General features: G+C 45.7%; 18 protein-coding genes. 10 read left to right on the forward strand and 8 right to left on the reverse strand.

The window, feature by feature from the left end; genetic code table 11:
* Nucleotides 1–68: 68 nt before the first annotated feature.
* The gene (locus tag NLX78_RS00500; RefSeq protein WP_254349360.1) at nt 69–779 is read right to left on the reverse strand and encodes a GntR family transcriptional regulator; all 711 of its coding nucleotides are present in this window, start codon (nt 777–779) and stop codon (nt 69–71) included.
* Nucleotides 780–1063: 284 nt separating this feature from the next.
* Between NLX78_RS00500 and NLX78_RS00505 the strand changes: the two genes are divergently transcribed.
* The 4 genes from NLX78_RS00505 to NLX78_RS00520 all read left to right on the forward strand — a co-directional run bounded on the left by NLX78_RS00505 (nt 1064) and on the right by NLX78_RS00520 (nt 5241).
* Nucleotides 1064–2038, forward strand: a complete 975-nt coding sequence (locus NLX78_RS00505) for an SIS domain-containing protein (RefSeq protein ID WP_302057233.1) — start codon at nt 1064–1066, stop codon at nt 2036–2038.
* A gap of 31 nt (nt 2039–2069) precedes the next feature.
* On the forward strand, nt 2070–2957 hold the full coding sequence (locus NLX78_RS00510) for a fructoselysine 6-kinase (protein WP_254349361.1): 888 nt from the start codon (nt 2070–2072) through the stop codon (nt 2955–2957).
* A 104-nt stretch (nt 2958–3061) separates the two neighbouring features.
* Nucleotides 3062–4378 carry an anaerobic C4-dicarboxylate transporter family protein gene (locus NLX78_RS00515; protein WP_250261862.1) on the forward strand — a complete coding sequence of 439 codons (1317 nt, stop codon included), beginning with the start codon at nt 3062–3064 and terminating at the stop codon, nt 4376–4378.
* 32 nt (nt 4379–4410) lie between these two features.
* A complete protein-coding gene (locus tag NLX78_RS00520) occupies nt 4411–5241 on the forward strand; it encodes a sugar phosphate isomerase/epimerase family protein (RefSeq protein ID WP_254349362.1) in 831 nt (276 codons plus the stop codon).
* 175 nt (nt 5242–5416) lie between these two features.
* Here the strand turns inward: NLX78_RS00520 and NLX78_RS00525 are convergent, their stop codons facing one another.
* Nucleotides 5417–6493 carry a glycosyltransferase gene (locus NLX78_RS00525; RefSeq protein ID WP_254349363.1) on the reverse strand — a complete coding sequence of 359 codons (1077 nt, stop codon included), beginning with the start codon at nt 6491–6493 and terminating at the stop codon, nt 5417–5419.
* Between the two features lie 429 nt (nt 6494–6922).
* On the opposite strand from NLX78_RS00525, the gene NLX78_RS00530 reads away from it, so the two are divergent.
* The 3 genes from NLX78_RS00530 (at nt 6923) to NLX78_RS00540 (ending at nt 11198) form a co-directional block, all read left to right on the forward strand.
* Entirely contained in the window at nt 6923–9724 is a 2802-nt protein-coding gene (locus NLX78_RS00530) for a bifunctional glycosyltransferase/class I SAM-dependent methyltransferase (protein ID WP_254349364.1), read from the forward strand.
* A gap of 25 nt (nt 9725–9749) precedes the next feature.
* Nucleotides 9750–10412: a class I SAM-dependent methyltransferase gene (locus NLX78_RS00535; protein ID WP_061831699.1), complete on the forward strand. Its 663-nt coding sequence runs from the start codon at nt 9750–9752 to the stop codon at nt 10410–10412.
* 84 nt (nt 10413–10496) lie between these two features.
* Nucleotides 10497–11198, forward strand: coding sequence for an HAD family hydrolase (locus NLX78_RS00540; RefSeq protein WP_081112510.1), 702 nt, complete (start codon nt 10497–10499; stop codon nt 11196–11198).
* A gap of 102 nt (nt 11199–11300) precedes the next feature.
* Here the strand turns inward: NLX78_RS00540 and NLX78_RS00545 are convergent, their stop codons facing one another.
* The 6 genes from NLX78_RS00545 to NLX78_RS00570 are packed head-to-tail and all read right to left on the reverse strand — an operon-like array spanning nt 11301 to nt 18062.
* Nucleotides 11301–12491, reverse strand: coding sequence for a YheC/YheD family endospore coat-associated protein (locus NLX78_RS00545; protein WP_254349365.1), 1191 nt, complete (start codon nt 12489–12491; stop codon nt 11301–11303).
* Nucleotides 12473–12988: a GNAT family protein gene (locus tag NLX78_RS00550; protein WP_069291587.1), complete on the reverse strand. Its 516-nt coding sequence runs from the start codon at nt 12986–12988 to the stop codon at nt 12473–12475. The genes NLX78_RS00545 and NLX78_RS00550 overlap by 19 nt, the downstream gene beginning before the upstream one ends.
* Nucleotides 12989–13004: 16 nt before the next feature.
* Nucleotides 13005–14114 (reverse strand): YheC/YheD family endospore coat-associated protein, encoded by a 1110-nt coding sequence (locus NLX78_RS00555; protein WP_061831702.1) that lies wholly within the window; start codon nt 14112–14114, stop codon nt 13005–13007.
* Entirely contained in the window at nt 14111–15481 is a 1371-nt protein-coding gene (locus NLX78_RS00560; protein ID WP_254349366.1) for a YheC/YheD family endospore coat-associated protein, read from the reverse strand. The genes NLX78_RS00555 and NLX78_RS00560 overlap by 4 nt, the downstream gene beginning before the upstream one ends.
* Before the next feature lie 12 nt (nt 15482–15493).
* Nucleotides 15494–16648, reverse strand: coding sequence for a YheC/YheD family endospore coat-associated protein (locus NLX78_RS00565; protein ID WP_367987570.1), 1155 nt, complete (start codon nt 16646–16648; stop codon nt 15494–15496).
* A 43-nt stretch (nt 16649–16691) separates the two neighbouring features.
* Nucleotides 16692–18062 (reverse strand): YheC/YheD family endospore coat-associated protein, encoded by a 1371-nt coding sequence (locus NLX78_RS00570; protein ID WP_254349368.1) that lies wholly within the window; start codon nt 18060–18062, stop codon nt 16692–16694.
* A 162-nt stretch (nt 18063–18224) separates the two neighbouring features.
* Here NLX78_RS00570 and NLX78_RS00575 point away from each other — a divergent pair, with 162 nt between their 5' ends.
* The 3 genes from NLX78_RS00575 (at nt 18225) to NLX78_RS00585 (ending at nt 20461) form a co-directional block, all read left to right on the forward strand.
* Nucleotides 18225–18569, forward strand: coding sequence for a YlbF/YmcA family competence regulator (locus NLX78_RS00575; RefSeq protein ID WP_254349369.1), 345 nt, complete (start codon nt 18225–18227; stop codon nt 18567–18569).
* Between the two features lie 72 nt (nt 18570–18641).
* The gene (locus NLX78_RS00580; RefSeq protein WP_069291592.1) at nt 18642–18923 is read left to right on the forward strand and encodes a hypothetical protein; all 282 of its coding nucleotides are present in this window, start codon (nt 18642–18644) and stop codon (nt 18921–18923) included.
* Nucleotides 18924–19126: 203 nt separating this feature from the next.
* A complete protein-coding gene (locus NLX78_RS00585; RefSeq protein WP_254349536.1) occupies nt 19127–20461 on the forward strand; it encodes a DRTGG domain-containing protein in 1335 nt (444 codons plus the stop codon).

The following is a 20461-nucleotide window of genomic DNA, read 5'->3' on the forward strand; positions in this document are numbered from 1 at the left end:
TTTTTAGGGTTAAATCTACATAGAAGCACCTGTCAGAGACAGGACAGGCGATATAGCTGTTCATAACCTCAAACAATCAACTCAAACCTATCCCCTAATATTAGTTGCTTGGAACGATGGATTTTTTGGCCGTCTGGACTACAAACTGTGCTTTTAATACAAAGTAGAGGATAACCTTCCTCAATATTTAAATAGGTGGCTACATCAAAGGAAGCAAACTCCATAAATATATATTTTCTTGATATTCCAAATGTAATCTTGTGTTTATTTTTTAAAATATCATAAAGAGATATATTATTTAAATCTTCTTGTAATAAAAAAGAAAAAGAAGAAGGGAAACGTGAATACTCTACAGATACCGGCACATTGTCAGCATACCTGATTCTTTCTATATTGATTACTTTATCCCCTGGCATTAAATCTAAATGTTCCTGGTCTGATGCTGTAGCATCTTCAATCACGCATTTTATTACTTTTGCACCAGGCACTTTATTTTGTAATTTACAAGTATCGCTAAATCCAATGGTCTCTACGACATTTTTTTTGATTTTATCTTTTGTAATAAATGTTCCTTTTCCCGGAATCCGTACCAAGTAACCTTCAGAGGTAAGTGAATCAAGTGCCGCACGGACAGTTACACGACTCACATTATTGGTTTCACTTAATTCTAATTCTGTAGGGAGTTTGTCTCCTGGTTTTAGGGTACCGTTGTGGATGGAATCTAAAATTCTTTCTTGCAGCTGTCTATATAACGGCGAAGATTCTGAATGATCAATCATGCGGTCAACCTCCAAATCAAGTTTTTATAAATGTATTATATTGTTTTATATCGGGATGCTTATATTATAACAGTATATACAATTTATGAATAGCTTGTAAGCCCTTGCAACTAGGGGTCCTCCCTTTAAAAATCGGGGATAGTTGAAGCGATGCTCTAGAAAAAGTAGCAAAGTGTTATTGCTTCATGTATTGTTTTGTGTTATTGTTTCCTTATAACATTCCAATACATACACCGTTGTGGAATGGAAAATAAGGAAATGTATCATACAAGGAGGAAATGGTAATGGAAATCAAAAAAATTATTGAAGAAATTGTAGCAAATAAACAAGAGGCTGGCGGTATTAAGCAGGTATATTATGTAGCTTGCGGTGGTTCTTATGGTGCTTTTTATCCTGCAAAAACATTTCTTGAAAAAGAAGCAAAGGAAGTTAAGGTAGGTCTTTATACCAGTAATGAGTTTGTGCATAACACACCTAAGGCATTTGGAGAAAATTCAGTACTGGTAGTGGCATCACATAAAGGTAATACACCAGAGACTGTGAAAGCCGCAGAATTAGGTAGAACAGCAGGAGTTCCAGTTATTGCATTAACATGGGTTGAAGATTCTCCTATTACGGAACAAGCAGACTATGTGGTGAAGTACACATTTGGGGATGGTAAAGATATTGCCCGCGAAAAAACCATGAAAGCACTAATGACGGCAGTAGAGGTATTAAATCAGACCGAGGGATATGAGCAATATGATAAATTCCTGGACGGAGTAGGAAAAATAGATCGAATTGTTAAAAATGCATGCAAACACGTGGAAAAGCGTGCTCTGGCTTTTGCGAAAAACCATAAAGATGATTCCGTAATCTACACCATGGCAAGCGGAGCTGGCTACGGGGCTGCCTATATGCAAAGCATCTGCATTTTTATGGAGATGCAATGGATTAACTCTTCCAGCATACATTCAGGTGAATATTTCCATGGACCATTTGAGATTACTGATGCTGAAATACCATTTGTCATTCAGGTCTCTGAAGGAAGTACCCGGCCTTTAGATGAAAGAGCGTTAAAGTTCCTTAATCGTTATACCCAGAGAGTAGAGGTTTTAGACGCAAAGGATTTAGGACTGTCTACCATTGACAGCTCTGTGGTTGATTACTTCAATCATTCCCTATTTAATAATGTTTACCCCGTTTATAACCAAGCTTTGGCCATTGAAAGAGCGCATCCGCTTACAACTCGTAGATATATGTGGAAGGTTGAATATTAATCTTTTAGCAACCTTTAGAGGGGATATTCTTATGGAACAATATAAGGTTATTGGCATTGGTGACAATGTAGTGGATAAATATGTCCACCAGGGTATGATGTACCCTGGTGGAAATGCCTTGAACTTTTGTGCGTATGCCAGAATGTGTGGTATGGAGGCATCTTATTTAGGAAAGTTTGGTAATGATTATATAGCTCAGTATATTCAAAAGGTTATAGACGATTTAGAGATAGAACATAACCATTGCCGGATTTTTGAAGGGGAAAATGGGTATGCACGGGTTACATTGGAAGACGGTGATCGTGTATTTCTGGGTTCCAATAAAGGCGGTATTGCAAAGGAAAATGCCTGGGATTTTACAGAAAATGACTTGAACTACATTAAAAATTTCTCCGTGATTCATACCAGTCTAAACAGCTATATAGAGCAGGATCTCGCAACATTTAAAAAAACGAATGTGCCTATCTCCTATGATTTCTCGGTACGCTGGAATGATGAATATTTAGAACAAATATGCCGGTATGCGGACATTTCATTCCTTTCATGCAGTCATTTAACGGAAAGTGAAAGAAAAAGAGAAATGCTAAAAGCACAGAAATTCGGTTCTAAAATAGTGATTGGTACTGAGGGAGAAAATGGATCAGTTGCTCTCTATAAAGATCAATGGATGCACCAGCCGGCAGTATTAACGGATACCGTGGATACGATGGGAGCGGGTGACTCTTATATAACCGCTTTTATTGTAGAGATGATTAAAAGCTCTAAAGCCGGTAAGATTTTCTACGGTGAAGATGAGGATATGCTTCGGAGTATCAAAGCAAGCATGGAAAAAGGAGCGGTTTTTGCGGCTAAAATATGCCAGATAAACGGAGCTTTTGGCCACGGCACACCAATTCGTTGTTCTGACTCGAAAGAATAAGCATGATAAGAATTTTGTAAGCGTATTCAGTGAAGGGCGGCTACGCCCTTGTAGATAATGAAAGATCGGTAAAGTTCGTAAAATCAAAAAAAGGGAGAATTCTTATGTTTTGGTTTGAGCTATTGATCATCTTTTTACTCATTTTCTTCGGCGCTAGAGTTGGCGATGTTTTTATGGGCTTGCTCGGTGGAGTGGGCGTAGCGATTTTTGTATTTATCTTTCATGTCCAACCAGCGGCCCCTCCCATTGATGTAATGCTGATCATTTTAGCGGTTGTATTGGCTGCCTCTGCGCTGCAGTCTTCAGGTGGACTTAACTTACTCGTCCAGATTGCAGAGAAAATGCTTAGTAAGTCACCTAAGAATATTACAATAATAGCTCCAATCATATCCTGGTTATTTACCTTCTTATCAGGAACCGGGCATGTCGTATATAGTTTATTGCCTATTATCAATAAGCTTGCCATTGATAATGATATCAGACCGGAAAGACCCATTTCAAATAGTATCATCGCTTCCCAGCAGGCAATAACTTGCTCACCGGTTTCAGCGGCCACTGCTGCTATGATTGGATTTATGTCACCCCTTGGAGTAAGTTTGGGGACCATATTGGTCATTTCCATACCTGCTACACTCTTAGGTGTCATTACAAGTGCGGTGTGCACGTTGCGTAAAGGGAAAGAATTGTCTGAAGATTCGGAATATTTGCATAGATTGGCAGAAGGCTTAATTGAAAAATCAGAAAAGAAGGCTGAGAAAAAAGAAACTTCAAAAGGAGCGAAAGCCGCTGTTGTTATCTTTTTGATGGGAGTTTTAGCCATTGTTATTATGGGCATGTTTACTCAACTGCGTCCATCCTGGGAGCTAAATGGAGAGGTTACTAGTCTATCAATGCCGCATACCATTGAAATGATTATGCTAGTTTGCGCTACTATGATTATTATCGTATGCCGCCCGACGATTGAAACAATTCTTAACGGACCCATATTCAGGGCAGGGGCGCTGGCTATGGTCTGTGCCTTTGGGTTAGCCTGGATGAGCAGTACCTTTATAAACGGACAAACCGCTTTTATCCAAGATCATGTTGCTACGATTGTAAATAGCCATCCGTGGATGCTTGCCGTTATCATGTTTATCGTTGCTGCTTTAACTACGAGTCAAGGTGTTACGACATTAATTATGATACCTATTGCTATTGCCCTTGATCTGCCTACCTACATCATAATTGGAGCGTGGATGGCTGTAAATGCGAACTTCTTTTTACCAGTATCTGCTCAGTGCCTTGCTGCCATATCTTTTGATACAGCGGGTACGACTAAAATTGGTAAATATGTATTGAACCACAGTTTTATGATACCTGGAATGATTAATATTATTTTATCTGTAATATTAGCTACTTTAATTGGAAGCGTTTTAATATAGAGCGTCGTGTAAAAAGGAGGTATCTAATTATTATGGTACAGATATCACAAGTTGCGGCTGCAAACTATCATTATAAAAGATATTCTTTGGAGTATTTTTTAGAATCTGTTGCAAGGCTAGGATTCCATAATATTGAATTGTGGGCTTCAGGTCCACATCTCCATTTAGACTATTTGACGTATCAGGATATAAAAAAATTAAATAAAAAAGTAAAAGAAAGAGGGTTAAAGACGATCTGCTTTACCCCTGAGCAGTATGTCTACCCGGTAAGCATCAGTCATCCTGATCCAGAGTATAGAAAGAGAAGTGTTGAGTTTTTTTGCCGGCATATTGAAGCTGCATCTTTGCTGGAATGTGACAAAGTGTTAGTGACCACAGGCATCGCATACTTGGATGTTGATGAGACAGAAATGTGGAAATGGTGCAGAGAATCTTTAGGCGAAATCTGTAAAACAGCAGAAAAAGAGGGGATTTACCTTCCTATGGAGGCTTTTACCTCTTTTACTACACAGGTGTTTAATAGAGTCGAGCACATTTCCAAGATGATAAAAGAAGTTGGGAGTCCTTATTTAAAAGGTTTAGCGGATACAGATGTGATGGAAACTACAGGAAAGGATACCATTCATGATTTTATAAGGGAACTGGGAAATAATTTAATGCATGTACATTTTGTGGATGGTAATCCTGGAGGACATCTGGTTCCCGGAGAAGGCCAATTAGCAATGGCGGAAGTGTTAAAGGAGCTTAACAATATAGATTATAAGGGATATCTAGGTCTGGAATTATTGGATAGAAGGTATGTTATGAATCCAGAAAAAGCCCTAAGGGATTCGCTCACGTGGTTCGAAAAACACCTGGAATGATTGAAAGAGGAGCGACTTTCTACTATTTTATATCACGAATTTTAAATCAAGAAAGTCGATTCCCTATAGGAGGAATCGACTTTCTTAAGTACGCCTAGCATGGGTGTTAATTCCAGAGTGGGAAATCCCGAACGGGAACTGGCAAGTCCCTGCCCTTAGCCAGTGTTCGTCTTCCTTATTTCTGTTGCTCTAGCTGTGCAAAATATTGCTCGTTATATAAAACACTTGGATGAGTAGGATGGTGCAACTGAGCTATGCGATGATGCGATTTTGCCTTTTCAATGTCGCCGATTCGGTCGTAACACAGGCATAATTGCAAGTGTGGAAACCAGGTATAGTACGACGAATTGGTTAAGGCCATCACATCTTGTGGGGGCTCGATCAGCGTCGCCTGACGAAACCAGTAAATGGCTTGAGTATACTGCTCATCTTCAATGAACAAATTGCCAAAGGCACAGCAGAACTGGGCGCGTGGTACATCGAGGTTGAGTGTGCGAAGCAGTGCCATACGCTGCTCCTGTTTTTGACCCTGGTGAGCGTAGCAATCTGCTAGCTTAAAGCAAGCAGCAATCCGATCCTCAATCCATCCTTGATCGAGCCCCAGATAGTGTTCGTACTGCTGGATGGCTTCTAGTATGCGTCCGTTATCATATAGTTCATTAGCGAAGTAGTAGTGATCTCGCTCAGAAAATGCAGTGCCTTTCTCCCGGTGCTGGAGATAAATATGTAAATTACGGTCAGTGTAGGCACGTGTCTTTTTATGAGTCACTGCCATATTGCTGTGAAAGGTGCTGCCAGTCACATTCAGGAATTCGTGCACAAAGCCGATCCATCTGAATCTACGATCACGCCGCACCATTCGGTTTCTTTTGAGCTTATGCAGCGGCTGCCCCTGTTCATCTACAGATAGTACATAATCCATCGTAATGCTGTCATACGAGACGGTGGCTTGTTTTTTCCAGTCGAGAAATGCCAGTCGATCTTGCTCCTCTAGGATGTCATCAGCATCCAGCCAAAATTGATATTCCTGTGTTGCCTGATCAAACGCATAATTGCGGGCTGCGGAGAAATCATCGCACCATTCAAAATTGTATACCCGAGCATTGAACGATGCAGCGACCTCTTGGGTTCTGTCGGTAGAACCAGTATCAACGATAATGATTTCATCTACTAGGTCATGGACTGATTTCAGACAGGTATGAAGGGCTTCTTCTTCATTTTTGACAATCATACATAAGCTGACAGTTACCATGCTCTTTGTCCCCCCAAAAAACTTGGTATAATCTCCATTTTATTAGGATAGCTTGCTCATTATGTAGTAATTCCTATGGATCGTTTAGAGGATGTGCGATGATCATAAATTCAATCTTGCTCTAATAAATTAGAAAATCAAAGTCTGATATGAAGAGGAGGAGATTGTGCAAAATTCGATATTATCAAGTGCGACCGGGAAATAAATTTGATGGCTAAATGTAGTTAGAAAACCGGTAACAGAAAAAAAGGCAGTTAACTGGAGGGTAAGATTGTATTTTTGTATTGATGTCGTTTTCATTGATATTTCCAGGTGTAAGTCCATTCATACCACGCTCACTCCCATATCGCTTGGCCGCAATTACGGTATGTCTTAGGACATGGAGGGAGAACGGTTTATGAGGCTTCTACCTGATGGAGGCGTTGAATCATGCGTATACTAATCGGTAGCCCGGTGCACCAGAAGCCGGAAATATTGTCTTTATTTCTTCAAGCTTTGGAGCGACTGGAGGCACCTGATGTGCTGCCGGATTATTTATTTGTCGATGATAATGACAATCCGACTTCAAGCCAATGGCTTGCCGATTTTTCCAATCGGCTGCCGGGCAGGGTTTTACCCTTGTTGACAGGCTCACAGCAAGTAGAGAACCGAAGTGATGAGCACACTCATTATTGGCCGCCTGCCCTCGTCTGGAAAGTGGCTGGCTTTAAAAATCGTCTTATAGATTATGCACTTCAGCATAATTATGACGCGCTGTTTTTGGTCGATTCTGACCTGATTCTCCATTCCCGTACCTTATGTAAGCTGGTGGAGGCGGAGAAGGATATTGTATCTGAGATTTTCTGGACACGCTGGCAGCCGGAGGGGCCTCTATTGCCTCAGGTGTGGGTTAGTGATGAATATAATTTGTTCCATCGTGAAGAAGGCGAAGTGTTGTCGGCAGAGGAGCGAGCGCAACGCGAGTTGCATTTCATACACCAATTGCATGTTCCTGGTTTGTACGAGGTGGGTGGTCTAGGCGCTTGCACCCTAATCCGCAGACGTGCACTGGAAGCAGGGATTCACTTTGGTAAAATCAAAAACATTTCCTATTGGGGAGAAGATCGACATTTTTGTATTCGGGCAGCTGCATATGGATTTCCACTTTTTGTGGATACACACTATCCGGCGATGCATCTGTACCGGGAAGCGGACCGAATGAAAGCAGAGCAGCTACTATTCGCCCTAAAGTATTTTACAACGAGTGCTGTTCATACGGACCCTTCAGAACATTTAGCATATCTGGATCACTCCGATACTTCTACTAACTCTCCTGCCTTCAATCGTTCTGCATCATCAAGTCCCTCTAAGTTCCCTGAACCTCCTGTTATACCGTATGATCTCCGTGAGTCAGCTGTCTTTGCCAAGTACACTGCAGATTCTTTTGCTGTACCACAAACATTCTCTGGTCCACGACAAAGTGAACTTCATACGCCGCCTGTCACCAAACCCAAATTGACACTGACTATGACGGTATACAATGAGGCAGATCGTAAGCTCATTGACGTGCTGCAGAGTCATCGGGAATATATTGATGAAGCGGTCATTATTGATGATGGCAGTCAGGATGATAGCGGAGAGTTGTGCCGTGAGATCCTAAAGGGAATCCCACTGCGTTTAATACGCAATGAAACAGCTTCTTTTACCAATGAATTAGAGCTGCGTAAGCAGCAGTGGAGAGAGACGTTGGCTTCCTCTCCCGAATGGATATTAAACATGGACGCTGACGAAATGTTTGAATCCCGTTTTGCTCAAGGGGTACATTCGTTGTTAGCGGGAACGAAAGCCGATACGATTTGTTTCAGGTTGTTTGATATGTGGTCTCCCACGCATTACCGCGATGATGATTATTGGCAGGCTCATCGGTATTACCGTCCTTTTTTGATTCGATATAAGGAAGGGTTCTCTTATAAATGGAAGGAGCAGTCCTTGCACTGTGGGAGATTTCCCGAAAATGTGCTTGACCTTCCCAGTGAAATCAGCAACTACCGCATCCAGCATTGGGGATGGTATACACCTGCTATTCGCATGGCCAAATTTCAGCGGTACCAGTTGCTTGATCCAAGTGCTCGTTATGGCTGGAAAGAGCAATATGAATCTATTTTGGACCCGAACCCCCGACTCACGCTCTGGGTGGATCAGGACAACATAAATGTAGAAAAAGAAACGGCACCAGAATATGAAGCTGCCCACCAGGTAAACGACATGGATGTTGCCGAGATTTCGAGTGTCCAGGTTATTGATAATTCCGATCTGCAAATAAAAAGTGAAACTAAGGACTTACTTTATAGTAAATGCAAACTGTGTGGCTCATCTGACACGGCAGTGTTTCATAGCTATGAACGCTTTACCTTGATGGGATGCGGTTCCTGCGGATTGGTTTTTCGTAATGATGTGGATCATATACGCCCAGAAGATATGATTGCAGAGATTTATAATGTCAAATGGGTTGCTATGCGGGATAGTGCAGCAGCGTCAACTTATGGAGATCATGCCCTTTTTGGACTCATGCTGCTGGATATGTTCAGTACCAGTAAAGGAAAATTGCTTGAGATTGGATCAGGTACCGGAGAATTTATCCATGCTGCCCTTCAAGCCGGCTGGGATGCAGTGGGCATTGAACCTTCCATAGACTCGCGTGCTTACGCCAAATACAAATATGACGTGGATTTATTGCCGGGTTACTGGGGCGATGAAGCCGAAGAAGATACTCAAACCCAAGAAGCACATGAAATACAGGAATTGAATGAAGCCGAAGAAGAAGATACTGATTTACCACTGGATCACAAATACGAGGCCGTAGCATGCTGGCATGTGCTGGAGCATATTGCGGACCCAGTTGCATTTTTGACAGATTTACGCGAACAGCTTCAACCTGACGGAACGATCTATATTACGGTGCCCAACAAAAATTCGTTCACCAATGAGGCTTATGGCGTTTACTCGCCTTTATTTACGGAGGAAGATCATTTGTATCATTATTCTGAGCATACGCTTGCGCTCTTACTGGCAAAGTCCGGCTTGCGCCCGGTGGCTTTGTTCACCCGCCAGCTTCCCTCTGGTTTAGATGCCTTGCTGCAAGCCCATCCTTTGTACGGTGAGCTTACCCTTACGGAGCAAATGGGATTGTTGGCCAAACTTCAAGGCGAGAAACGGGGTCATGAACTGTGCTGTGTCGCAAGGGTAATTTAGTCATCCCCAAAAGGAGGCAGTATCCATGAACATGTCTGATCCGTATCTGTCTCGCTTTTTTGTATATTCTGACCCCAACTCCTCCAACATGATTTACAGACTCCCCCAAAGTTGGTGGAGTCGCCCCTATGAGTATGAGTGGTGTCTCCAATTTATGTCTGGGCAAGATACAGTACTGGACGCAGCATGTGGAATCCCTCATCCATTCAAATTTGAGTTGGCCCGCCGTTGCGCTCAGGTCTATGCCTGCGATCTGGATATACGGATCGTTTCCGTGGATGCCATTTTGGCCGAGGTGCGGCGGGATATCGGAGAGGAGGCTGCCGAGCGCATTCAGGAGATTTTACCAGTTCGTCTCCACTCCGCCCATGCCAATCTGACGGCTCTCCCCTATGAGGATGCCAGTTTTGACAAAATTGTATGTATCTCGGTACTGGAGCATTTAACGCCTGATGAATCTTTGGCAGCCTTACGTGAATTTCACCGGACTTTACGGGATGACGGAATGCTTCTGCTGACGTTTGATTATCCTACAGTGGACTTATCAGCGATGGAGCAATGGATAGAGCAGGCAGGATTTTCGTATTGGAATGGTGTGGATCTCAAGCTTCCACGGGGTGCTCTACACACGGATATGTGGGGCGGTCTGCATTGTTTTCGGACTGTTTTAAAAAAATATAAGAGTTAGCGGTATGCGCAATGAGGTTTACACGGACCTCTCTTATTGCTTATCATGAGAGGGGTTAGAGTTGTAAACCTACATAGGAAAGGAATGACTGATAACTACATGAACAATGCACCTGTGTTGAAGAAACCTGAGGCTATGGTATTTGATATGGACGGTACACTTTTTCAGACGGAGACGCTATTGCTTCCTGCGTACCACAAGCTGTTTGATACGCTGCGCGCCGAAGGGCTTTATGAAGGAGAGACTCCTCCCGAGGAGCTTATTTTGAATAGTTTGGGTATGTTGCTGGATGAAATCTGGAGAAGAGTGATGCCGGAAGCCAGCGAAGCGGCCCACAGAAGAGCGGACGAGCTGCTGCTTCAGCTGGAGCTGGAGGGATTGAAGAGCGGAAGTCATGCCCTGTATCCACATGTAAAAGAAACACTCCAGTCCCTTCATGAGCAAGGTGTCCGATTGTTCGTAGCCAGTAACGGGCTGGAGGATTATGTAAAAGGGATCGCTGCTGCGTATGAAATGGTTCCCATTTTTGAAGGACTGTACAGCGCTGGGGAGTACAGCACGCTTTCCAAAGTGAATTTGCTGGAAATTCTCTTGAGCAAGCACGATATTTCGAATGTATGGATGGTAGGAGATCGCTCCTCAGATGTGGAAGCAGGCAAAAAGAACGGACAGACGGTGATCGGTTGTGCTTATGCTGGATTTGGCGTGAACGATGAGTTGAAGGGGTCTGATGCGATTATTACGGACTTTACGCAACTGCTTACACTTTATAAAAACGCCGAGTAACTGTGAAACACAGGTTAATGGTTATAAATAGGCTTGACGTACCATATAAATAAAACATGCTAGCACTGTCGGGCAGACGAAAAAGAAAGGAAGGCAGCCACTTTACGCGGAGCCTTCCTTTGTCTTATTCTCAGTCTTACTCTCTGCTTTATCTTCTGTTTTATCTTCTGCTTTGTAGTCCGTCTGAGGCTTTGGATTAATTTGTGTGTGGTAGACCCACAAGGCATATTCCATGGGCTTGGCGATAGAACGGCGATAGGTATCTTTTTCTCCAATACGTGAAAATACCTCGCGGGCTGGTTTCGGGTTGACTTCCAGCACGTATATATGACCGTCCTTATTAATTGCCAAATCGAGCGCAAGCTCGCACAATGCCCCGTAGCTTTCTTCCAGATACGCAGCGATGTCCAGTCCGAGTTTTTCCCCCTGCTTGATGATTTTCTCTCTACGGCCCTCATCACGAATCCATTGCGTCAGCAATTGGTTCATCGGTACCGCCTTGCCTCCACCATGCAGGTTGGAAGTGACACTCCGATGTGCCCCGATTCGCCCGGCGCATCCGGTTAGCTCCCATACTCCTTGGCTATTTTTCTGCACCAGCATACGGTAATCATGGACCCTGCCATTCGGCAACTGCACAGGAATGCCTTCCTGAACAATGTAGTTATCCATGTTCCAGCTGCTCAGACGCGGCTCCAGACGGTCTAGACGTACCCGCTGCTGGGGAATAATATGGCGTTTGCGATTGCGGCCTTCAATCAGATACAGGCCCCCTTGCTTGTTAACAGGCTCAATACGTAAAATGCCGCGTCCTCCCGTACCGTTAATCGGCTTGAGGTACACTAATGAATTCTGTTTGAGCATCCGTTTTACACTATGAAATCCATTGAACAGCTCTGTTGCAGGCAAATGGGGGCGAAAGGCAGACCTTCTCGCAAGCTGCTGATGAATGACCCACTTGTTACTCAGCGGTCGGTTTAAATATACAAGGTCTGTATACTGCAATCGAAACTGCTTTAACTGACGATATCGTTCACTTCGCTGTACTCGGCAACGGTCGAAAATCATATCTGGGAACTCTCGCCACTTTCGGCTCCATTTTCCGCTGTGTGGATCATAGATTTGGGCAAGGAGCAGCCTGCGATCCTTATGGACATCTGCTGGAGTGAATACATACATATCCAGTTCCAGTCTTTTCCCTTCTGCAATCATGCGCTCATATATATCACGTTCCTCCAATTGCTTCTTGTTGTTTAAATACAAGGTCATGATGCCTAGGACAGGTTTTGGCACAGCATTCCACCTTCCTCTGCCGTCTGCTTATCTTGGGATAACTCCCCGTGAAATATCAGCGTGGGTTTCCCGGTCGGCCCAGTCGTCATTTCATGCGCAACCAGTCCAGCACGGAAACAGGTTTTGAGACTGGCCATATTGTCGGCGGCTACGCTGCACGTCAGACGGCGCAGCTGTTTGAGCTGGGCGGACAGCAGTCTAGCGCCCAGTCTGCGGCCCCGGTAAAGCGGACGAACAATTACGATGCAAGCATCCTTCCCGTAATTCAGAGCGAGGGAAAATCCCGCAATCCGCAGTCCCTTCTCCGTGCGCACATATGCGCACAGGAGGGAGGAACCAGGGGTGTTCAATTGCTCCGGCGTCAAAACAGCCAACTGCCGCAGAGCATTACGAGTAATGCGCATGCCCCCTGAGCTGCGGGCCAGAAACAGTAACTGTCGTCGTCTCAGCAGCCAGCTCCGGGCAGGCAATTGTTGAACATCGCTAATTTGCGGCATGATTCCACTTCCTTGATTATGACTTCATTCGTCCGGCCAAAAAGGAGCTGTACTGGAATATGCGTCTAAGCGACTTTTGGCGGATTTCCGGCTCGTCAAATTTCATCGGTTTGGCATTGGCCTCAAAAAACCAGAGGGTTCCGAGCGTATCCACGCCCAAATCCATGGACATTTCGCCATGAGAAAGACCGGATGCGCGTTCAATTTGACGTGCAATCTGTATGGCCGTACTTTTAACTTTGTTCAGTAGATCCGTGCTGTCCTCAGGCCCAAACAGTGAGGACAGTAGCTTGAACGGGTCCTCTACACTCCCGCCACGCGGGACATGTGTGGTAATGCTCCCTTTTCCCGCCAGTCTGGCACCGACCCCGGTTATACTCCAGGAGCCACGGATATTTTTTTGTACCAGGATACGCAGGTCGAAGGGTTTTTTCTGATAGGTTGCCAGATCGATACCCTGTTGAATGATATAAGGCGAGTTGCCCGCTTCCCGGCGGATACGTCCCCATAGCCGGGATAGCGATACAGATCTGTAGGTTACACTTTTTTTGTCATGCTGAATGGTCAGTCTGTAAGCCATTAGATGTTCTGGGCGGAATTTAAGAATCATAATCCCTTTTCCGGCCTTACCGTTTTCCGGTTTGAGATACAGGTATGGATACGCAGACAGCATTTTTCCTAAGGAAGACAGGTTGCTTAACCGTTTGGTTGCCGGAACAAGCTGACGAGTGGTTTCCGAGGTACGCAACCACTTGAACAGTTCCCATTTGTTAAAAAAGCCTGGATTGTACAGTTCAATGCCTGAGGCATGTGAAATTTCATCCAACTTTGTGCGCACAGAGGTTTTAAGTTCATAATTACGATTGGGGATGCGATTATAAATGACCTGTGGAGGTGGAAAATTCTGTTCCTCCCACGTCTGTAAACTCTTGTTGAAAACGTAGCCCTTAACCGTTTCGTCTGCCAGTTTCAGGTCCCTGACGGTAACAATGTACACCTGATAGCCCATCCGTGTTCCCGTTTCAAGAATATCCCTGAAATTGCGCTGATTGCCCTTGAAGAATTGTTCTTCGTCGTGCACTGTCAATACAGCAACGACTGGCTTTTGCTCCGCCCGGGTATTCATAGTTCCTCTTTTCTGCGGAATTTACTGAGGTAAAGACAGTGGTCCAAAATATGCTCCACGGATGCTTTACCCTCCGCACGCAACGATGGATGCTGAAAAATGGATCGGCCTGGCTTGGAGTTGGCTTCAAACATCCATACCTTTTCATCCTGATCAATACCCAGATCAAAGCCGATTTCACCCAGCAGATGCTGGTGATGGTGTTCAATGGCTTCTGCGAGCGTAACTGCTACGTTTTTGGCACGTTGAAGCACTTCACCCGCCCGGTCTCCGAATACCCGGTTCAACGCCTGTTCAGGTGTCATAAGGGAGCCGCCGTTTTTGATGTGGGTCGTGACACTGCCGCGTCCGGCTTTTTTGGCTCCAATGCCGACGACGACCCACTGATTATTTCCATTTTTATGCATGTGAAACCGGAAATCAATCGGGCAATTGTCAATCTCGATCAGCTGGATACCCTGTTGAATGACGTAACCCTTTAACATCTGCCCCTGATTGGAGTGAAGCATCCTGAGCATGGAGTTAAAAGAGGTGAATTTTAGCAATACATTGCTATTTTTCTTACGGTACCTCACAAAATAGCCCTGCTTGGGAACATGGGACAGGCGGTAGATTCCTTTACCGAGGCTACCTCCACTTGGCTTGTAATAAGCAAATTGATGTCGCTCCAACATACCTCGGATACGTTCAGAGCTGGGATTCATATATGATTCAGGGACATAGCGGTTAACATCTGGATTATTTTCCAGCAGATTATAGATATCGGACTTATTGAAAAAGCTCCAGTTAAAGAAGGGAATTCGTTTCCGGGAAAAGCGTTCGCGTAGTTGATTGATCGCCGGGGAAAAATCAGAGCGTCGGCTCGGCAAACGATTATAAATTACGTCCGGCAGAGGTACAAGTTTACGTGTGAATTCCCCGCTGGGAGACAGAAAATAGCCGTTAATCGTATCATTTTGCCAGTTAATATCCCGAGGGGTAAAGGCAAAAATATAAGATTTTTTGCTGCCTTCCTTTAGCAGTTGCTTAATAAAGCCTGTGCGTGATCCGAAAGGGCGAGTGGTGGAGTTGGTACCGTCAGACAGCACGCCAATCAACGGCCCTAGCTGTATATCCCCATCCAGATTTCGCAAATAGATGGCCCCGCTTTTGGGAACACGGATTGCATTACGTAAGCCCGAGGTCAAGTAAAGATGGCGTCCCGCCTTCTGAATTGGTTTTACTGTAGCGGGAATCTGATCCTTACCGAGCCGCAGACGTACGGACTTGGCTCCGGATAATTTAAGGCTTTTCAACAAGGAAGTGGATATATACGCCACCTTGTCGGGCTGCTGTGAGAAATGCACATTGCAATGCGTTAAACTCATCTGTTTATCCTCCTATACCGTATGTTCAAGGGAGGCGCCCGCGCCCTTTGGCCCTGTCGCTTTGGAATGGGTCATTAAATATCGAGCATATTCGAGCGGGCGGTTGACCGACTGGAAAGCGCACTCTGGCTGACGGGTCTGAAAAAAGGAGGCCCGGCCAGGTCGGGAATTAACCTCCAATAGCCAGATGTTCCCGCTCCGGTCAATACCGTAATCAATTCCCAACTCGCCAAGGCGGCCATAACGTTCCTCCAGCGCCCTGGTAATGGTCAAGGACAGCGCCATCATCTGCCTGATGATGAGACGCGTGGTGTCCGCGCCAAATTGTTCACGAAGGTAAGGCTCAGCTGGATGGGCTTCGCCCCCACCGTGAAGATTAGAAGTCAGAGTTCCTTGTCTGCCTTCTCTTACGGCAAAGCCCGTCAGGCGCCAATAGCCGTTGCCATCCTTTTGCATGAGTGCGCGAACATCAAAGGGATGATTGCTTTGGCTTGTTAATTTCAAATAAGGCTGCACGATATAAGCGCGTTTGTGTGCAATTCTGTGGACCCATGACAATCCTGCATCCAATTCGGAAAACAAGCGCCGGAACGGGCGGTTACGGGAGTCTCTACCCTGTACAAGTAGTCCCTGGCCTCCTTCTGCCAGCCGGAGATACAGTGTGCTCTTGCCATGTGTTCCGGTCTGTGGCTTCATAAACAGCTCCGAATGGCGTCGTAGCCATTCCACAAGCTGGATCGTGTCCCGGTATGGCGCCGTAGGCGGCACAAAGGGACGCACTTTATCTACCGCATGCAAAGCTCGATACACTTGCCATTTGCCAGGTAAGTTACGCGACCAGTAGATGAGCTTGCGCGACTTTTGCTCCGCCATATCTTCCAGTGTGCGCCTGACATTCTGGCTCTCGTGAACATGGAGACAGCGGTTATACACAATGTCCGGCAACGGAAAGCGGCCGGATGTCCATACTCCGTTACGGTAAACATAACCTCGTATGGAGTGATCTTCAGGTGAAAGTCCTTCGGCGGTAAACGCCATTACGCTAAGACCAGAGCGCCTGCCCAACAGACTTAGCCTGCGGCAAAAATCGGCTTCGGTAATAGGGGGAGTGGCGGCCTGATTCCGGCTAACAAGCACGCCCAGCGTGCCTGGCACAACAAGAGACACCGACAACAGCTCCTTTGGCAGCCAGACTCTGGAAGAGATGAATTCATTTGAAGCCGGCTGAATAACAGCAGTATTCAATCATTTTTTTTACGGACGGGCGAGTTTTCTGATCATTTAACGGCGTGTTGTCATTCTTCGATGGCTTCGAATTGACCTCCAGCAACCAGATGCGCCCCATGCTGTCTATTGCCAGATCTATACCAAATTCTGCGAAATGGGCGGGAATCGCTTTTTCCACTCCGCTTGCGATATCCAGTGCTGCTGTTTTGAGAGAGGTATGCCCATTCGATTTAACGGTTGCGGGCAGCGTGGTTTTGGCAAGTGCTTCTTTGACTGTACTCAGCGTGCCGCCTCTTGCCAGATTGGACACAAAGTGGCTGCCTCCGGCGATCCGGGCGACAATGGATGTTACGGTCCAGGTTCCGGACGAATTTTTCTGTACAAGCGCACGAAAGTCGACCGGACGCTTACCATGATCAATCAAGGTAAGTCCCTGTTGGAGTTGAAAGCGTGTTGTTTTCATTTTTCCCGCTAAGCTTTTGTACAGTTTATCGAAGTTGGCATACATTTGCTTGCGGGGTGTGCCCGCTGTTGTGGATAGCACCGAAAAGGTGCCATCCGTTTGTTTGTTAATACGCATTATGCCTTTACCTAGGCTTCCGCGCACTGGCTTGAGAAAAACAGCGGGATACTGGTTGCACATTTTTTTGAAAACAGCAAAGGTTTGCAGCAAGTGGGACTCGGGTAAATACTTGCGCAGGGAAGAATTGGATTTAAGCGCATCAAAGACTTCATTCTTATCCAGAAACTTTTCGTTAAAAATGGTCGTGCCGTACTGCGATTTTACTTCTTTCATGAAATGCTGTACGCTAGTTCTGTTCTCGAGTTTACGGGAGGTAAGACGATTATTGACGACATCGCCGGCAGGCATGACCGTCTTTTTCCAGCCTCCGTCATACACCCATCCCTGAACTCGCCCGGGCTGACTTCCGATATGCTCTGGGGTGAAAAAATACACATATGCTCCTTGTCTGCGGCATTCCCCGACTAGTTCACGGCAGAACAGGGTGATCGACCCGAAAGGCTTGTCGGGCTGTTCGGGATAGTCCCGACTGACCAGCACGCTAATAAGTGGGCCCACTCGAAGTGTCCGGCGACCTCGGCTGTAGGTTACTCGCAGATTACAATTGGCATGAAGCCCCATTTTTCGGGCTAGCACGCTTCCCACACGTAGGCCGCTGTAGCGGGGCACCGATATGACGGTAACCTCTTGGCGGAACGAACCGAAGGCGAGCTGAACGGGGTGGCCAGCGGATATTTTCCATTTGCGAAGCAGGGACTCGCCGACCATGAGTACGTCATCCTGCAAGATGCCCGATCCGATGATTTGAATCGTTGTTTTTTTGATGGACATCGTGGATCTCCTTCCGGGCAGCAACTTGATGTCTTGAAAGTAACGGGAAACGTGAATGGGCTGTAATAGCACTGATTCATCATATGAGGACATATATCCCTTGGTGATTGACGGACAATGTGAAATGTTGACACTAAACTTGTATTGGAGGAATAAACAATCATGAACATCTATGACAAAGCCCATGATTTAGCGAAAGCATTGAAGGAAAGCAAAGGGGTAGAGGAAATTACGTCAGCGATGAAGCTGATCGAAACCGATCCAGAAGCCAAGAAAATGCTCGACGATTTCCGTGAACGCCAAATGGAAGTACAGCAACGCATGATGAGCGGCGACATGCCAGCACAGGAAGAGATGGAAAAGATGGAGAAGCTGTTTGAGGTACTTAGCTTGAATCTCAACATCCGTCGCCTGTTCGACGCTGAACGTCGCCTGAGCGTGATTATTGAGGACGTTAACAAAATTATTGCAGACAGCCTTCAGCATTTGTATGGTTCATCTCTGTAAGTTTGTCTCATATTCCTTCCTGTCCTCTCATAGACTAGATACATAGAGTCACATGGAGAGGAAGGGATACGATTGGGTTCTTTCAAAAAATGGAAACACGGTTTGTACACACTCATTGCATTGGCTATGGTTTTGGTCGCGTTACCACGCATCTCGCTTGCAGGCGGTTTGAACTGGGTCAACGGCTTTGGAATGGTATGGGTACTTTTTGCGCTGCTAGTCATCGGAGCAAACATGCATTTTTTGCTGGGTGTGGATGAGGAAAAGCGCAAAACGCTGGAGCGTGTGCGGCGGGCCAAAATGCAGCAGTGGCAGATGAAATGGGATAAAAAAGCTGACAAAGGCAGCATGTAGTGAGTTTTTTCAGCTTGTCCTGGGCTTGCCTCCCAGATGGCAAATCAATCATAGTAAGAAGCGATTCCTTGTAAAAGAGGGGATCGCTTTTTTTACTATTTGCGAAGCGGAGAACTCAAAATGAACAAGGGTCTAAAATATAGGGATATTGTGCTATAATAGATACAGAATGATACAGATTGAACGTTGGGGGTGTAACAGAGTTGGACGGGCTAGATGAAACAGTTACGAAGCATGAGCAGCTATTGCGACATATCGAGCAGTTGAAAATAGGCTCCAAAATTTCTGTGCGCAGGTTGGCTAAAGAAATGAGTGTCAGCGAAGGAACGGCCTATCGGGCCGTGAAGGAAGCCGAGAACCTGGGAATTGTCATTACCAAGGAACGGATCGGAACAGTACGAGTGGAGAAGCGACCGCGCGGCTTGTCCGAGCAGCTGACCTTTGCAGATGTCGTAAATATTGTAGAGGGACATGTGCTGGGCGGAAGTGAGGGGCTGGAGAAGCCCTTGCACAAGTATGTGATCGGAGCGATGCGCGAGGAAGCTATGGCCCGTTATATTGACGCAGGTAGTTTGCTAATCGTTGGTAACCGTGAGGATGCGCATTCACTTGCATTGGAGCAGGGGGCCGGTGTGCTGATTACAGGGGGCTTCGGTACGAGCCGAGAGGTTAAGCATCTCGCAGATCAGATTAGTCTGCCGATTATTTCCTCACGCCATGATACTTTTACAGTGGCATCTATGATTAATAGAGCCATATTTGACCGCTTGATCAAAAAGAAAATTATGCTGATTGAAGACATTGCGGCAGGCAAACCGAAAACGTTGACCTTGAAAATCAACAGCACGCTTACCGAGTTTGAAGAACTTTCGGTGACGACCGGACATCATCATTTTGCAATAGTGGATGAATGGAATCGTTTAATTGGTATCGTCAGCCGCAAAGATGTGGAGGGGCTTCTACCTGAGCATACGATGGATAAATGTCTGATCCGCAATCCGATAACGGTCACCTACCAGACCTCGCTGGCTTCCGCCGCGCAAATGATGGCGTGGGAAGGGGTAGATTATTTGCCGGTCGTGGACCGTAACCGCAAGCTGCTTGGGTCCGTTACACGGCGTGAGGTGCTGGAGGCGCTGCGTAACGCCCAAAAGCAGCCACAACTTGGCGAGACGTTCGACCAGTTGATCTGGAACGGGTTTGCTGAAGAGCGTAATGAGGACGGATCGTTATTTTTTCGCGGTTTTATTATTCCGCAGATGGCGACCAATTTAGGTACGATCTCGGAAGGCGTACTGGTCAACGTGATGACACAAGCGGGCTACCGGGCAGCTAGAGACATGACCGGCAAGGATTATGTGCTGGACAATTTGACGACTTATTTTATTAGACCCGTACAGATAGAGGATGCTGTCGTTCTTCGTCCGTTGCTGCTCGAGCTGAGTCGCCGCACCTGCAAGCTAGAAATTGCAATTTCACGGGAAAACCATTTGGTATGCAAAGCAGTGATGACACTTCAATCCATTGAACATGGTTAG

It is taken from the genome of Paenibacillus sp. Lou8.1 (assembly GCF_024213565.1).
Classification (GTDB): Bacteria; Bacillota; Bacilli; order Paenibacillales; family Paenibacillaceae; genus Paenibacillus; species Paenibacillus polymyxa_B.

Excerpts from the sequence above, each read along its gene's own strand:
- NLX78_RS00550 (WP_069291587.1), bottom strand. The coding sequence starts at position 12,988 with ATGCCGCAAATTAGCGATGTTCAACAATTGCCTGCCCGGAGCTGGCTG.
- NLX78_RS00555 (WP_061831702.1), bottom strand. The coding sequence starts at position 14,114 with ATGAATACCCGGGCGGAGCAAAAGCCAGTCGTTGCTGTATTGACAGTG.
- NLX78_RS00535 (WP_061831699.1), top strand. The coding sequence starts at position 9,750 with ATGAACATGTCTGATCCGTATCTGTCTCGCTTTTTTGTATATTCTGAC.
- NLX78_RS00570 (WP_254349368.1), bottom strand. The coding sequence starts at position 18,062 with ATGTCCATCAAAAAAACAACGATTCAAATCATCGGATCGGGCATCTTG.
- NLX78_RS00500 (WP_254349360.1), bottom strand. The coding sequence starts at position 779 with ATGATTGATCATTCAGAATCTTCGCCGTTATATAGACAGCTGCAAGAA.
- NLX78_RS00515 (WP_250261862.1), top strand. The coding sequence starts at position 3,062 with ATGTTTTGGTTTGAGCTATTGATCATCTTTTTACTCATTTTCTTCGGC.
- NLX78_RS00510 (WP_254349361.1), top strand. The coding sequence starts at position 2,070 with ATGGAACAATATAAGGTTATTGGCATTGGTGACAATGTAGTGGATAAA.
- NLX78_RS00520 (WP_254349362.1), top strand. The coding sequence starts at position 4,411 with ATGGTACAGATATCACAAGTTGCGGCTGCAAACTATCATTATAAAAGA.
- NLX78_RS00530 (WP_254349364.1), top strand. The coding sequence starts at position 6,923 with ATGCGTATACTAATCGGTAGCCCGGTGCACCAGAAGCCGGAAATATTG.
- NLX78_RS00540 (WP_081112510.1), top strand. The coding sequence starts at position 10,497 with ATGACTGATAACTACATGAACAATGCACCTGTGTTGAAGAAACCTGAG.
- NLX78_RS00575 (WP_254349369.1), top strand. The coding sequence starts at position 18,225 with ATGAACATCTATGACAAAGCCCATGATTTAGCGAAAGCATTGAAGGAA.
- NLX78_RS00525 (WP_254349363.1), bottom strand. The coding sequence starts at position 6,493 with ATGGTAACTGTCAGCTTATGTATGATTGTCAAAAATGAAGAAGAAGCC.
- NLX78_RS00560 (WP_254349366.1), bottom strand. The coding sequence starts at position 15,481 with ATGAGTTTAACGCATTGCAATGTGCATTTCTCACAGCAGCCCGACAAG.
- NLX78_RS00505 (WP_302057233.1), top strand. The coding sequence starts at position 1,064 with ATGGAAATCAAAAAAATTATTGAAGAAATTGTAGCAAATAAACAAGAG.